Genomic DNA, 13,710 nt, shown 5'->3' with positions numbered 1-13,710 from the left:
TGCAGGATTTATAACTCTTGGAGGCGAGACCAGTCAAAGTGAAAGCGGGGATTGAGCAGGGATCGAACTGGCTGATTATTTTTCAGGTGTTGCTCGACAATTTGTTCAATATGCTGAGGCTTGACCTCGCAATACCAAATTTGATCCGGCAGAACTTGCATTGAAGGCCCCAAATTACACTGGCCTAGGCAGCCACTCGCCTCCACTTGCACATTTTCTGGAATCGATCGGGCTTGCCATTGATCCAAAAGTTCTGCTGCACCCCGTGCCATGCAGTTGTGATATTGACAGACTAAGATTTGGCGTCGAGGAATAGTCATATTGAATAAAGTACTGGGTGAAACACTGATTGAAGCACTGAGTCAAATACCAAGTGAAACCCTGAGCAAACTTTAGCGTTAACAACAAGAATTAACGCCCGAATCCTTTCCCACGACTCTGACTCACGGTCGTTAAACAATCATTCAATTGTTGCCGTAGCGTTTCGTGATCAAGCTGTTGACCAATCAGAACTAGTTGGTTTTTACGATCGTCGGTTTTCCATTGATCATCATCTAGGGAGAACCGCTTGCCACTCAGGTGGAAAATGTGGCGTTTTGGACTTTCGCTAAACCACAGAATGCCTTTAGCACGGAACACATTCTCGGGTAATTGGTTATCGAGGAAGTGCTGAAACTTCTTGATGGCAAAGGGTCGATCGCTTTGGAAGGACAAAGATGTAAAGCCATCCATTTCTAGGTGATCAGAGTGGTGCTGGTGGCCGTGGTGCTGGTGGCCGTGGTGCTCATGCTCGCAATGACCATGCTCGTGATCACAGTTGGAATGGTCGTGGTCGTGGTTGTGGTCGTGGTCGTGGTCATGTTCATGATGTTCATGCTCACAGTGGCCATGCTCATGATCGCAATTGGAATGATCGTGATGATCATGGCTATGGTCGTGGCTGTGGTCGTGGCTGTGGTGTTCCGACTGGTTGGACTCAGTCTCAAAATACTGATCGGATGCAAACAGCCCAACGCTTAGGAGTAAAGATAGTGGCACATTGCCCTTGGTTGTGCGGAGAATGCGGGCCCCTTCTTTCATTTCACGGATCCGCACTTCCAACAAATCCAGATCTGCTTCATCTACCAAATCTGCTTTGTTGAGCAAGATAATATCGCCATAGGCCAATTGGCTGTATGCTGCTTGGCTGTTGAACAAATCCAAACTGAAGTTTTCGGAATCCACCACAGTAATAATGGAGTCCAACCGGGTTAAATCCCGCAATTCCGATCCCAAAAAGGTTAGGGCTACGGGTAGCGGATCGGCCAAACCCGTCGTTTCCACTACGAGGTAGTCGATCTTGTCCGATCGCTCCAGAACGTTATAGACCGCATTGACCAAATCCTCATTAATGGTGCAGCAGATGCAACCATTGCTGAGTTCCACCATTGTATTGTCTTCGTCGGTTTGAATAATCAGCTCGTTATCAATGCCAATTTCGCCAAACTCGTTGACTAACACAGCGGTTCTCAGCCCTTGCTGGTTCGACAGAATATGGTTCAGCAGGGTGGTTTTTCCGCTGCCCAAAAATCCGGTAATGATGGTGACGGGCATCCCGGTTTTAGGCGTATCCATTGTGTCGAGAACAGCAACTGAAGACATGGCAAGTTTGCAGCAACAGAAAGTAGTTACACTGGAATATACTTTGGGGCGATCGTTGTACGCGATCGGTGCGATCGGGCTATCAAAGTCACCGCACCTACCCATGGTCTAGCTTACCTTAAGCAACTGTCAGGTTGTGAAAGTTCAAGTGAATTGCCTACGGGATCTGACTTGGATCCAGTCCTGGGCTGGAGCCTAGGGATGATCATTTTTCCGAGCTCAATCGCGAGATCCAGACGATCGCCTTAACTTGTTACGTTGAGGGATGCACTGAATCGGGGTTGAACTGAAATCGATCGATTCACCGAAGGTAGCAATCTCTGTCTATATTTGACTATCACGAACCGATGAGCGCTCTAGCCAGCATCTCTGATGTAGCTGGGGATGTAGTAGGGTTTGTAGATTCAGCAACTCGATCTGAGTTGTCTATTCTGAGTTGTCTACGTTGTCTATATTTATTGAAGTAGCCTCTCCTCATTGTTTGCTATCGCTGTTTTTGCTATCGCTGAGTATCAATTATGTCCCTGACCCTGTATAACACCCTAACCCGTCGGAAAGAAGCCTTCCAGCCCTTGGAACCAGGGACGGTAAAGATGTATTGCTGCGGGGTCACGGTTTACGACTACTGCCACCTGGGACATGCCCGATCGTACATTGCCTGGGATACGGTGCGGCGCTACCTGGAATGGCGTGGCTACCAAGTGCAGTATGTGCAAAATTTTACGGACATTGACGACAAAATTTTACGGCGTGCTAGGGAAGAAGGATCCACTATGGACGCTGTATCGGAGAAATACATTGCGGCCTATTTTGAGGACATGGATCGGCTGAACATTCGCCGTGCCGACGAATATCCCCGTGCCACCCATACAATAGACGGCATTCAGCGCCTGATCCACGAGTTAGAAACCAAGGGGATCGCCTATGCTACCGATGGAGATGTCTATTACGCCGTGCGATCTAAGGCGGACTACGGTAAGCTGTCCGGTCGCAAGCTCGAGGACTTGGAAGCCGGAGCCAGTGGCCGTGTGGATGAGGAAGCGGTGAAAAAGAAGGATCCCTTTGACTTTGCCCTGTGGAAGGCAGCCAAACCGGGGGAACCCTTTTGGGAATCGCCTTGGGGCAAGGGCCGTCCCGGCTGGCACATCGAATGCTCAGCCATGGTGCGCGATCGCCTAGGAGATTCGATCGATATTCACGTCGGCGGAGGTGATCTGATTTTTCCGCACCACGAAAATGAAATTGCCCAGTCCGAAGCTGCCACAGGGAAACCCCTAGCTAATTACTGGCTGCACAACGGTATGGTTAACGTTGGCGGCGAAAAAATGTCCAAATCCCTGGGGAACTTCACCACGATTCGCGATTTACTGGATAAAGGGGGCGTGGATCCCATGGTGATGCGCTTATTCGTGCTGGGTGCTCAGTACCGCAAGCCGATCGACTTCACCGATGAGGCGATCGCGGCAGCTAATAATGGCTGGAAAACCCTCAAGGAAGGTCTACTGTTTGGTTACGAAGCGGGTACCCAATTGGGTTGGCAGAATGTGGCGACTGCTTGGCCCCAGGATAAATTGGATCCCCAGGCGATCGCTGCATTCCAAAGCTCCATGGATGACGATATCAACACCGCAGGGGCGCTCGCTGTTTTATTTGACCTTGCCAAAAAATTGCAGCGGGAAGTGAATCTGCTGATTCACCAAGGGCAGACAGCAACTGCGTCCGACCAACTGGAGGTACAATGGCATACCTTAGTGGCTCTAGCGGATGTCTTGGGGCTGGGGGTGCAACCGATCGCAAAAGAAGAGGAGGCAAAGTCGGGTTTGTCGGAAGATGCTATCGTAGCCCTCATTGCCCAGCGATCGGCAGCGAAAAAAGTAAAGGATTTCGCCGAAGCAGATCGGATCCGTAATGAACTACAAGCTCAAGGCGTTAGTTTGATCGATCAGCCGGGGGGGGAAACTCGTTGGCACCGAACGGTATAGGTCTAAGTCGTCTGAGTCTCGATGGTGTAAGTTTGAATAGTCTAAGTCTAAATAATCTCAGTCTGCATGGAGTTTCTTTTGTCCCCAATTATTTCCTCGATTGTCCCCCTTAATGGAGAGGGAGATGCTTTATCAAGAGCAGCTACAAGAGCCAATGGGTTGGGGAGTGAAGAGCCATGGAACAGGTATAGCAATGATGCTGAAAAGCGACATCGTGAAATTGTAGTGAGGCGGATTTATACAGGAGTCTCTGGAATGTCAAGAACGTTTTGGTTAAAAGAAGGATTTTTCTTGGGAGCGAAGGGATGGCGGGTGGCTTGTTGAATATTTTCAACGCCTTTCTGCCTTTGGTCTTTTCTTCGCGAGTGACTTTCTTAGCAAGTTAATAACTCCATCCCAGTTGACCAACCGGGCAAGAGAAATTATGAAAAGCACAAGATTGAGTCCTTTTAAATCGGGGAATCATTGTTTAAAAGTTAATTAGAATGCTTTTAAACGAATAATTAAATTTAAACTAATCTCTACACTGCTTTTTCTAAATTATTAGCCAGAAAAATTTTGCACTTCTGGTTGATCGAAATACCAGATTCTACCGACAGAGGCTTGCCTAGGAAAGGGTTTGGCGTAGAATATGGAGACTTCTCAGTCTTAATTTGACGGGCGATTGCTGGTCAAGTTAATGATTTGATTCATAGTATGTGTCACTGCCTTTGCAGGAGAAGCAATTCTATGAATCAACCTACAAGCCGAGTTTCTACCCACCTCGCCTGTGTAATTCTGCGATTAGAATTAAATTCCTGTCAATTAATTTTTGATAGGGAAACTGGCATCCGAGTCTAGCTGAAAATCGTTACCTCAGTGAGCGTCTACCACAGGCATGATTGCTGAACTTGAATCTCTGATCCAATCCGTTGATTTACCCGTGGACTGGATAGGTCTACGATCGGTTAAAGAAACGATCACCACCCGTACCGTTCGGGATGGCCTACCAGAAAGCAATGGCAGCACCTTGAGCCAAGGCATCATGGTGGAAGTTTTGGTGAAAGGCCAACTGGGCTATGCGGCAACCAATTCCCTGCATCCCGATCGGGTGAGATCGGCCCTTTGGGATGCCTACTATCAGGCGATCGCGGCGAGTGACTGGAATCTTTATCCCATCACAGTTGCTGCTCGCCCAAAAGTGGTCGGGCAGTATGTGTCACCCTTAATCACAGACTTTGATGCGCTGGCTCCTAGCGAACTCTATGCTGTTCTGATGCAAATTTGCCAACGGCTACGGGTCAGCGACCAAGTTGTGCAAACCAGTGCCGCTACCATGACCACGGAAACCGAAGCCTGGTTCGTCAGTAGCAATGGTTCCCAAGTTTATCAACGCTTCTTTCGTGTGGGAACCGATTATGCCGCCACGGCTCAGGAGGGACTGTGTGTACAGCGCCGATCGGATCATGGCTGGTTTGCGCGGTGTTATCAAGGCGGGTTAGAATTTTTTGTCGAGGATGACTTATGGCAACGAGTTCAAAGTATTGGCGAGCAATCGATTGAATTGCTAACGGCAGAAGAATGTCCAACGGAAACGACAACGCTAGTGTTGGCACCAGACCAAATGCTATTGCAAATCCATGAGAGTGTGGGGCATCCGTTGGAGCTCGATCGTATTCTGGGTGATGAACGCAATTATGCAGGCGGCAGTTTTGTGAAGCCTGAGGACTTTGGTCACTTGGTCTATGGATCACCGTTGATGAATATTACGTTTGATCCCACGATCGCTGGAGAATATGCCAGCTATGCCTTTGATGATACTGGGGTGCCTGCGGAGCGGGAATTCCTGATTCGGGATGGCATTTTACAACGGGGATTAGGCAGTCTGGAAAGTCAAAATCGTCTTGGTGTACCGGGGGTTGCCTGTGCCCGCGCGAGTACTTGGAACCGTCCTCCAATCGATCGGATGGCCAATCTCAACCTAGAACCAGGAGAAACCGCCTTTGCCGATATGATTGCCAGAATTGAGCGTGGCATTTACATGGAAGCGAATCGATCGTGGTCTATCGATGACCAACGCCACAAATTTCAGTTCAGTTGTGAATATGCCAAGCTGATTGAAAATGGGCAATTCACAAGAACGCTGCGCAATCCCAACTATCGAGGCATCACGCCTCAATTTTGGAACAGTTTGGTGCAAGTGGGCGATCGGCAGTCTTGGCAAATGTATGGAACTCCCAGTTGTGGCAAAGGAGAACCCAATCAAATTATTTCCGTTGGCCATGGTTCTCCGGCAGCGGCGTTTGCAAATGTTGAGGTGTTTGGAGGAGGCGCATGAATTTGGTAATGCCCCAGCGGCTAGTGTCGCGTCAGTCTATTGATCTTGCGTACAATTTGGAAACTGCTTTTCAGCGGATTGTCGAGTATTTAAACCACCAGCGACAAGGCCAGGAGCACTTTACCCTTACATTAATTGCGGAAAAGAGTCAATTTACACGGTTTAATCAAGCGAAAGTTCGACAAACAGGTCAGGTTGAGGATGCGATTCTTCGCCTGGGCTGGATCGCGAATCAACGCAGTAGTTCTCGAGAATTTCCATTAACTGGGGATTGGCTGACCGATCAAGCAACTGTTTCAGCGACCCTCGAGTTTTTACGTTGGGAATTACCCCAATTACCCGAAAATCCCTACCTCGTTTTGCCTCAGGGGAATCAGCATAGCTATGAAGTCCACTTTGGAACGGTCTTACCCATTCAGAAATTAGTGACGGAAATTCTGCCCGCCGTTGCGGAGGTGGATTTTGCAGGCATCTATGCTGGAGGGCTGATGGTTCGGGCCTATGCGGATTCCCAGGGACAGTTCCATTGGTTCGCGACGGAAACGTTTTCCCTGGATTATTCGATGTTTACGGCAGCGGGCATGGCTGTCAAGGGAACCTTTGCGGGACGGGATTGGGATCAAGCGGCCTATTGGGAAACCATTCAAAATTCTCGGCGTCAGCTCCAGCGCCTTTCCCGATCGCCCCGCCGGATCGATCGGGGGCAGTATCGCACCTACTTAGCCCCTGCGGCGATCGCCGAAATGGTCTATATGATGTCCTGGGGAGGAGTGAGTGAAGCCGATATCCAACAAGGCAATAGTTGCTTTGGGGTGATGCGCAGCGGCGAGAAGCGATTATCTCCAAAATTTACACTACGGGAGAATTTCTCCCATGGCTCGGTTCCTCGCTTTAACGAATTTGGAGAAATTGCGCCAGCGGTGCTTCCCATTATTCAGAACGGGGTGTTGACCAATACGCTGATTTCTGCAAAAACGGCTAAGGAGTATCAACTGGTGGCCAATGGCGCAGCAGAGGGCGAAAATCTACGATCGCCGGATATTGCTCCTGGGGATCTCGCAGAAGATCAAATTTTATCGGCCTTAGATACGGGGTTGTATATTTCCAACCTGCACTATCTCAACTGGAGCGATCGACCCACGGGCCGGATGACGGGGATGACCCGCTATGCCTGTTTCTGGGTTGAAGGGGGGGAACTCGTAGCTCCGATCGAAAATCTGCGCTTTGACGATAGTTTTTATACGTTTTGGGGAGATAATTTGCTGGCACTGACTGCGCATCAGTTGTATATGCCCGAAGTGGGTACCTATGGGCACCGATCGATGGGGGGCACTTGGGCACCGGGGATGTTGATTGAAGACCTGACCTATACGTTATAGATCGGAGGCTGCAAGGAGCAGCAAGCGGGGAAATGTCTTAGATGGATGGGTTATGGGGAGCGGGCAAACCGTCGGCAGAAGCAGCCCTGCTCCCCTCATAAAAAAAAGGACTGGAAGCATGACCTTCCAAGTCCTAAAGTACAGTGAAAACCACTTGTTATAAACTGCTGAACGGATATGCATCGGTTGTGCCGCGTTCGTGCAGCTTTTAATTCTGTTGTTACCCTAGGGCTGAACTGAGGTGGGGAGCTGAGCCTCGATAGAAATGCTCGAAGGCATCGACTAATCTCCTAACTCCGAAACCCCATCCCTTGAGCGTTGGCCAGGGAGTCAACCCCCTGCGATCGCAGGAACAATGCTCACTTCATCGCCATCGTTCAAAGCCGTTTCTTCATTCTCCATAAAGCGAATATCTTCGCTGTTGAGGTAGAAGTTGACGAAGCGACGTAGCTTACCGCTGTCATCGCACAGCCGAGCCTTGATGCCGGGATGCTTGCTTTCCAGTTCATCAACCAGTTGAGCGATCGTGTCAGCATTACATTCGATCGCGGCTTGGTCGCCAACAAACTTTTGCAAAGGGGTGGGAATTAGAACCTTGATTGCCATGTCTCGAAAAATTACTGCTAGGAAGGATAGATGGACAAACTTAGATTCTGGGCAACCGTAGTGGAACCCAGAACCTCAAACTCAACCTCTTAACTTACACCAGAACTTGCTGCCACTCTAAACGATCCAAGGTGCGAGACCGCTCCAGGGCACGCTCAAAGCTATCTAACTTGGGTTCGATCGTCAGGGGTTCGCCGATGTAGCCTTGAACGGCCTCTTGGGTCTTGAGGCCATTACCCGTAATGTAGACAACCGTGACTTCTTCGGGATCAATTTTGCCTGCTTCTACCAGCTTCTTCAGGGTGGCGATCGTGGTACCGCCCGCTGTTTCCGTGAAAATGCCTTCCGTTTCTGCCAGCAGCTTGATGCCATCTACCACTTCGGCGTCAGTGACCGACTCGATGTTGCCATTGGTTTTCTTGGCAATATCAAGGGCATAAACGCCATCAGCAGGATTCCCGATCGCAATGGATTTGGCAATGGTGTTAGGTTTCACCGGAGAAATGAAGTCGCGGTTCTCGCGGAAGGCGCTGGCAATGGGGGAGCAACCCTCAGCCTGAGCCCCGCTGAAACGAACATGCTTGTCCTCCACTAAGCCCACTTCTACGAACTCACGGAAACCTTTGTAAATCTTGGTGTAGAGCGATCCCGAGGCCAACGGTGCGACGATGTGGTCAGGCAGTTGCCAACCCAGTTGCTCAATGACTTCGTAGCCCAGGGTCTTAGAACCTTCGGAGTAGTAGGGCCGCAGGTTAATATTCACAAAGCCCCAACCGTGGGTATTGGCCACTTCTGAGCAGAGACGGTTGACCTGGTCGTAGTTACCATGCACCGCCATCACGGTGGGGTTATAAATCAGCGTTCCCAACACCTTTCCCGCTTCCAGATCAGAAGGAATGAAGACGCAGCAGTCTAATCCGGCATGGGCTGCGATCGCAGCGGTGGAGTTAGCCAAGTTTCCGGTGCTGGCGCAGGAAACCGTGGTGAAACCCAATTCACGAGCCCGGGAGAGTGCTACCGAAACCACCCGATCCTTGAAGCTGAGGGTCGGCATGTTGACGGCATCGTTCTTGATGTAAAGCTTTTTCAACCCCAAACGACGGGCAAGACGGTTCGCCTCTAGCAGAGGAGTCATCCCCGTTCCCACATCAATGTAGTTCTCGGTGGCCACGGGTAGAAAGGCCCGGTACCGCCAGATGGAGTTGGGGCCAGCCTCGATCGTTTCGCGGCTAACGGTCTGCTTGAGCTTTTCGTAGTCATACTTCACTTCCAACGGGCCAAAGCACAGTTCGCACACGTGAATTGCTTTGGCTTCGTATTCAGCCCCGCACTCTTTACACTTGAGTGATTCAAAGGCCGCAGTAAAGGTTTGCGTATTGTTTAGGGAAACGGTGGTGGTCATGGCTTAAAACTCCCGTTAGGTAAGGGCTTTGCGGTTTTTCACTGTATTTGAGCACTGATAGTATCACGGGGTTTTTACGCACGTCAAATATAGCCGACTTTTTTGGTCGGGATTGATTTGACTGTCTGCTTAACCCCCACTAACGGGGGGGATGAGAACCACTTCGTCACCTTCCTGAAGCAAGGTTTCTGGGGAAACAAAGGCGCAATTTACCCCAAATTGAGTGAAGCTGCGCCAAGCTTCCAACTGCGGTTGTTCGGTAAGGACACGATCGAACAGATCTCCCACGGTCAGACCTTGCGGGAGCTGCCAATGGAGTTCGGCACAACCGTAGGCTTCTTGATACACCGCAAAGAGCTTAATCGTGATGTGAATCATAGTGTCTGCTGTCTCAACGGGGTGAATTTTCGGCTGTTTTGTTTCAAACTGACTCATTTCAGGCATAATCAACCTCTCGGTATGCCTTGATATTTCTGAGTTTGTCTGACCTCTTAGCTCTCATTGTCACGCGATCTTCGTCCCAGGATGCTCAGGGGGGCGATATCGATTACGCGATGCTTTCAGTGATGGACTCACGTGCTTGAGCCCTGTGTAGGCTATTTGTGGGTGCTTGAGCCACGGAGGCTGGTGCTCCAGTAATCTAGATCTACATCATCTAGATCTCTACCCAGTACCCTAGAGCTGCAAAGCTGGGGTTAATACTATGCTGGGGTTGACACTATTTTCAGTCGATCGTCCATCATCCCCTCAACTTCTCCACAGTTTTCTGTAGCGGCATTCAATATCGTCGGAGGTATCGGAAGTAGAATGACTAGAGATGGTGCCTAATCTGTTGCTGAAATTTGTTGCTGACCGTTGCCGACCGTTGCCAATAACGGGTAGTTCCCTAACTTGTTGTTGACCGTTGCCGATCGGATTTTTTGAATCCGTCCTTCTCCTGATTTCCAGAGTGCTCCTTCCCTATGATTTACTGTTTGAATCCTGACTGTAAGCAACCGCTCAATCCCGACGGTGTTGAGCACTGCGAAAGCTGTGGTAAGAAGTTGGTGCCTCTGCTTCGAGCCCGCTATCGTGTCTTGCGTACCTTAGGACAGGGGGGATTTGGTAAGACCTTTTTGGCAGTGGATGAGGATCGGCTCAAGGCAAAATGTGTCATTAAACAGTTTTCACCCCAACTTAAGGGGACTAAGGCGCTGGAAAAGGCTATTCAGTTGTTCGAGCAGGAGGCGATGCGTCTCTATGAGTTGGGGGAACATCCTCATATTCCTGCCCTGTTGGCCTACTTTGAGCAGGATAGTCGCCTATACTTAGTTCAGCAATTCATTGAAGGGCCGACCCTAGCTCAGGAGTTAGCTAAAACAGGGTGCTTTGGCGAGCAGAAAATTCGGGAAGTCCTAGCGGGGCTACTGCCGATTTTAAAATTTGTCCACGATCGCAATGTGATTCACCGGGACATTACCCCCGCAAATATTATTCGTCGAAAATTAGATCATCGCCTCGTCCTGATTGACTTTGGGGTGGCTAAATTACTGCAAGAGAGCGGGACTTCTATTCAACCCGGCACCAAAATTGGCACGGAAGGGTATGCACCGATCGAACAACTCCGCAGCGGTTGTGCCTATCCCGCCAGCGATATCTACAGCTTGGGTGCAACTTGCCTATATTTGATGACCCAAACCAAGCCAGAGGAACTCTACGATCCCCTGCGGGGGCGATGGCTATGGCGGGAGAGTTTGGAACAGCGGGGCGTCACCTTTACCGAAGGGATTGGGCGCATCCTCGATCGCATGCTGAAGGATCTCGTAGGAGAGCGATACCAATCCGCTGCAGAAGTGATGCAAGACTTGCGGGTCGCGCTTTCTCAACCCTTGATTAATTCTGAGAAAAGGTCATCGACCTCCCAATCCTCGTCAAATGTGACGCAGTTGCCCCTTTCCCAACAAGCCTCGAGTGGGCAACCAACTTCCGGCGATCTTCTCTCGGATAGTATTAGTGATCTACCAACGACGGGGTTTCGTGTTCATCCCCTGACTGGTTCTCCTTCGCAACCGGGAACGACAGGTGTCTCAGGAACGCCCCCATCTTTCCAACGGATTAGTAGCGGCCCCCCCCTATCCAATCTCCCGTCTAACAGTCCCTCAATTCCTCCGAGCCGACCGTCTGGTGTACCCAAGTCGCCTCAATCTCTGCCGGAGCGATTTTCGAATGCCCAGGCTGCTTCTGGCCCTCGGGCGACGGGGGGAGATAGCGATTCATTGTGCATTAATGTGCTGAAGGGGCATTCCTCCTGGATTTTGGCCCTAGCCGCGAGTCCCAATGGACAGGTCTTGGTTAGTGCTGGGTTAGACAATCGCATTATTGTTTGGGATTTGGTGAGTGGCAACCAAATGATGGTGCTGGAAGGGCATCACAAACCCGTCAATGGCTTAGCCTTTACCCCCGATGGCAAAACGATCGTTAGTTGTAGTGATGATACGACGATTAAATTATGGGATACCTCGTCCGGTCGGTTGCTGCGGGTCTTAAAGGGGCATATCCGGGATGTGACCTCAATTGCGGTGAGTCCCAATGGTCAATTTATTGCCAGTGGTTCTGAGGATCGCACTGTCTGTATTTGGCGACTGAGTACGGGGGAACTGCTGCGGAGTTTTCCAGGGGTTGCGGCCATGGTGAAATCTGTTTGCATTAGTGCCAATGGTCAATTCATTGCTAGTGGAGGACTGGATAATCAAATTAAAGTCTGGAATTTGAATGCAGGGACGCTGGTGCAAACCCTCACCGGACATGTGAATTCCGTTATTTCGGTCACGATGAGCGAAAATGGGCGATTTTTGGCCAGTGGTAGTAAGGATCGATCGATCAAAATTTGGAATACGCAAACTGGGGAGTTAATTCGATCGCTGCAAGGCAATATGGATACGGTCAATGCAGTTGCCATGAGTCCCGATGGACGATTTTTAATCAGTGGTAGTAGTGATAAAAGCGTGCGAGTGTGGCGATTATCGACGGGGGATCCTGTGGTGACGTTGATGGATCATACTAGTCCCGTGAATGCCATCGCCATTAGTCCCAATCAACGCTGGTTTGCCTCGGCGGGTTCGGATAGTACGGTGCGGATTTGGTCGATGAAGTTTTAGGATTGAGTCAACGACCTCACCCACAACAACCTCACCCACAACGACCTCACCCAAACGACCTCACCCAAAAAGGGATTGAATTTCCTGGAGGTGCTATGAACGCCGCTCGTTCGTTTGACTATCTTTATCGTCGCTCTGGCTATCGAGCCTGGGCTCGACACTATCGCCAGCAGCACATTTTACGATCGCAGCAGGGATTTTCCCAGGATCCAGACCCGGAGTCGCCGACGTTTTTTGTGCAGCCGATCGTCTGTCAAGGTTGCATGCACTACCACGGTGTGGCCTATGGCTTGGATCGGGCGCAGCGATCGTTGTTGGTCTGTGGTTTCCATCCCATGGGTTGGCAACAGAATTCTTCCTGTCCCGATTGGCAAGCAGATCTGTAAAGCTTCAAGCAACAATTGCAATCAACAACTTCAAAGATTAATTGCGAATTGAGGGGTTGGACTGATGTAGATCATTGCAGTGCGTTAGGACTGTACTGGGACGATTTGGTAATGGGCCGATCGGATGAGGTAACGGAACGATCGTGACCCGAGATCAGCCACTAGGTGAGATGGGAAGGTGAGTCTATGGAAACCGTGAATTCAGGAACCGCTTATTTACTCTGGCTCCTTTGTTTTTTAGGGATCTGTGGTGTACAGCGGTTCTATACCAACCGTCCGATTAGTGGATTAATTTATTTGTTCACCTTCGGGCTATTTGGTATTGGGCAATTGGTTGATCTCGTCTTGATTCCCAAATTAGTGGCCGATCGCAACGCTGTGCTTCAACAGCAAAAAATTCGGCATTTAGTCGCCCATGAGCTAGAGCGGGCAGTTCAACCCGCTGTGCCCATGGTCACGCCTATGCAGAAGCTTCTACAAGCTGCAAAACATCACCAAGGCCAACTGTCGATCGCCCAAGCTGCGATTTATACCGAGCTAGAGCCGGAACAGGTCAAGGAACTGTTGCTGGAAGCGGTGCGGGTGGGTTGTGCGGAGATTGCTAATGATCCACAAACAGGCGCGATTCGCTATCACTTTGACATTTAGAGCATTCCACGGAATAAATCATCCTATAATATAGAGGGCGAGTTCCCAAAAGCAAGCAATGGAAGCAGGCAGCATTCAACTGACGGCAGCACTCAAATCGCTGTTCAAGGAAACATCCGAGCAGTTACAGGGCAGTGCCCGACGTCAATTCATGGCAAAAGTGGTGCAAGGATTAGGCATTGGCGGACAAACGATGGCCGAGCAAGAACTGG

General features: G+C 50.1%; 11 protein-coding genes. 6 read left to right on the top strand and 5 right to left on the bottom strand.

The window, feature by feature from the left end; translation table 11 throughout:
- Positions 1-8: 8 nt before the first annotated feature.
- Both ACN4EG_RS12220 and ACN4EG_RS12215 read right to left on the bottom strand, forming a co-directional pair.
- A complete protein-coding gene (locus ACN4EG_RS12220) occupies positions 9-320 on the bottom strand; it encodes a (2Fe-2S) ferredoxin domain-containing protein (RefSeq protein ID WP_431629776.1) in 312 nt (103 codons plus the stop codon).
- Between the two features lie 91 nt (positions 321-411).
- Positions 412-1,641 carry a CobW family GTP-binding protein gene (locus ACN4EG_RS12215; RefSeq protein WP_431629775.1) on the bottom strand — a complete coding sequence of 410 codons (1,230 nt, stop codon included), beginning with the start codon at positions 1,639-1,641 and terminating at the stop codon, positions 412-414.
- A 518-nt stretch (positions 1,642-2,159) separates the two neighbouring features.
- Here ACN4EG_RS12215 and cysS point away from each other — a divergent pair.
- From cysS to ACN4EG_RS12200, 3 genes are all read left to right on the top strand, one after another.
- Positions 2,160-3,623, top strand: a complete 1,464-nt coding sequence (gene cysS / locus ACN4EG_RS12210; RefSeq protein WP_431629773.1) for a cysteine--tRNA ligase — start codon at positions 2,160-2,162, stop codon at positions 3,621-3,623.
- Positions 3,624-4,500: 877 nt separating this feature from the next.
- Complete coding sequence (locus tag ACN4EG_RS12205) at positions 4,501-5,940, top strand: TldD/PmbA family protein (protein ID WP_431629772.1); 1,440 nt, start codon at positions 4,501-4,503, stop codon at positions 5,938-5,940.
- Entirely contained in the window at positions 5,937-7,319 is a 1,383-nt protein-coding gene (locus ACN4EG_RS12200; protein ID WP_431629770.1) for a TldD/PmbA family protein, read from the top strand. Before ACN4EG_RS12205 ends, ACN4EG_RS12200 begins: the two co-directional genes overlap by 4 nt.
- A gap of 330 nt (positions 7,320-7,649) precedes the next feature.
- On the opposite strand, the gene ACN4EG_RS12195 is transcribed toward ACN4EG_RS12200, so the two are convergent.
- From ACN4EG_RS12195 to ACN4EG_RS12185, 3 genes are all read right to left on the bottom strand, one after another.
- Positions 7,650-7,925, bottom strand: a complete 276-nt coding sequence (locus ACN4EG_RS12195; protein ID WP_431629768.1) for a MoaD/ThiS family protein — start codon at positions 7,923-7,925, stop codon at positions 7,650-7,652.
- A gap of 94 nt (positions 7,926-8,019) precedes the next feature.
- Positions 8,020-9,327: a threonine synthase gene (gene thrC / locus ACN4EG_RS12190; RefSeq protein ID WP_431629767.1), complete on the bottom strand. Its 1,308-nt coding sequence runs from the start codon at positions 9,325-9,327 to the stop codon at positions 8,020-8,022.
- A gap of 129 nt (positions 9,328-9,456) precedes the next feature.
- Positions 9,457-9,771, bottom strand: a complete 315-nt coding sequence (locus tag ACN4EG_RS12185) for a MoaD/ThiS family protein (RefSeq protein ID WP_431629766.1) — start codon at positions 9,769-9,771, stop codon at positions 9,457-9,459.
- Positions 9,772-10,289: 518 nt separating this feature from the next.
- Between ACN4EG_RS12185 and ACN4EG_RS12180 the strand changes: the two genes are divergently transcribed.
- The 3 genes from ACN4EG_RS12180 to ACN4EG_RS12170 all read left to right on the top strand — a co-directional run bounded on the left by ACN4EG_RS12180 (position 10,290) and on the right by ACN4EG_RS12170 (position 13,498).
- Positions 10,290-12,464 carry a protein kinase domain-containing protein gene (locus tag ACN4EG_RS12180; RefSeq protein WP_431629765.1) on the top strand — a complete coding sequence of 725 codons (2,175 nt, stop codon included), beginning with the start codon at positions 10,290-10,292 and terminating at the stop codon, positions 12,462-12,464.
- 95 nt (positions 12,465-12,559) lie between these two features.
- Positions 12,560-12,850, top strand: coding sequence for a hypothetical protein (locus tag ACN4EG_RS12175; RefSeq protein ID WP_431629764.1), 291 nt, complete (start codon positions 12,560-12,562; stop codon positions 12,848-12,850).
- Positions 12,851-13,036: 186 nt separating this feature from the next.
- Positions 13,037-13,498 (top strand): TM2 domain-containing protein, encoded by a 462-nt coding sequence (locus ACN4EG_RS12170; protein WP_431629763.1) that lies wholly within the window; start codon positions 13,037-13,039, stop codon positions 13,496-13,498.
- Positions 13,499-13,710: the final 212 nt, after the last annotated feature.

It is taken from the genome of Alkalinema pantanalense CENA528, assembly GCF_050753345.1.
Classification (GTDB): domain Bacteria; phylum Cyanobacteriota; class Cyanobacteriia; order Leptolyngbyales; family Leptolyngbyaceae; genus Alkalinema; species Alkalinema pantanalense.
This window is presented reverse-complemented; position numbering and strand designations above follow the sequence as displayed.

What these genes read in the sequence shown, in the direction of transcription:
- ACN4EG_RS12185 (WP_431629766.1), bottom strand. Translation starts at nt 9,771, where the DNA reads ATGCCTGAAATGAGTCAGTTTGAAACAAAACAGCCGAAAATTCACCCC.
- thrC (WP_431629767.1), bottom strand. Translation starts at nt 9,327, where the DNA reads ATGACCACCACCGTTTCCCTAAACAATACGCAAACCTTTACTGCGGCC.
- ACN4EG_RS12195 (WP_431629768.1), bottom strand. Translation starts at nt 7,925, where the DNA reads ATGGCAATCAAGGTTCTAATTCCCACCCCTTTGCAAAAGTTTGTTGGC.
- ACN4EG_RS12215 (WP_431629775.1), bottom strand. Translation starts at nt 1,641, where the DNA reads ATGTCTTCAGTTGCTGTTCTCGACACAATGGATACGCCTAAAACCGGG.
- ACN4EG_RS12180 (WP_431629765.1), top strand. Translation starts at nt 10,290, where the DNA reads ATGATTTACTGTTTGAATCCTGACTGTAAGCAACCGCTCAATCCCGAC.
- ACN4EG_RS12200 (WP_431629770.1), top strand. Translation starts at nt 5,937, where the DNA reads ATGAATTTGGTAATGCCCCAGCGGCTAGTGTCGCGTCAGTCTATTGAT.
- cysS (WP_431629773.1), top strand. Translation starts at nt 2,160, where the DNA reads ATGTCCCTGACCCTGTATAACACCCTAACCCGTCGGAAAGAAGCCTTC.
- ACN4EG_RS12175 (WP_431629764.1), top strand. Translation starts at nt 12,560, where the DNA reads ATGAACGCCGCTCGTTCGTTTGACTATCTTTATCGTCGCTCTGGCTAT.
- ACN4EG_RS12220 (WP_431629776.1), bottom strand. Translation starts at nt 320, where the DNA reads ATGACTATTCCTCGACGCCAAATCTTAGTCTGTCAATATCACAACTGC.
- ACN4EG_RS12205 (WP_431629772.1), top strand. Translation starts at nt 4,501, where the DNA reads ATGATTGCTGAACTTGAATCTCTGATCCAATCCGTTGATTTACCCGTG.
- ACN4EG_RS12170 (WP_431629763.1), top strand. Translation starts at nt 13,037, where the DNA reads ATGGAAACCGTGAATTCAGGAACCGCTTATTTACTCTGGCTCCTTTGT.